The sequence below is a fragment of the Bacillus cereus group sp. BfR-BA-01524 genome (assembly GCF_022662595.1).
GTDB lineage: Bacteria > Bacillota > Bacilli > Bacillales > Bacillaceae_G > Bacillus_A > Bacillus_A thuringiensis_S.
Map to the genome: position 1 here is coordinate 1 of NZ_JAKUDW010000531.1, position 201 is coordinate 201.

Consider the following 201-nt stretch of genomic DNA (forward strand, 5'->3'; position numbering starts at 1 on the left):
GGTTTGCATAGCTCCACCTGCATTACCATCTAAATAATACCATTTTCCATTTACTTGAACCCAACCTGTTTTCATAGAGCCATCTGTTGTTGGATCTAGATAATACCATTTCCCATTCACTTCAGCCCATCCAACTTTTTTTGCACCCTGCGCAGCTGGATCCAAATAGAACCATTTCTCGCCTTCTTGGTACCAACCAGT

Annotated in this window: 1 pseudogene; it reads right to left on the bottom strand. The window is 42.3% G+C overall.

From position 1 onward, the window contains the following. A pseudogene (locus MR170_RS32200) lies at window positions 1–201 on the bottom strand (hypothetical protein); the annotation flags it as partial.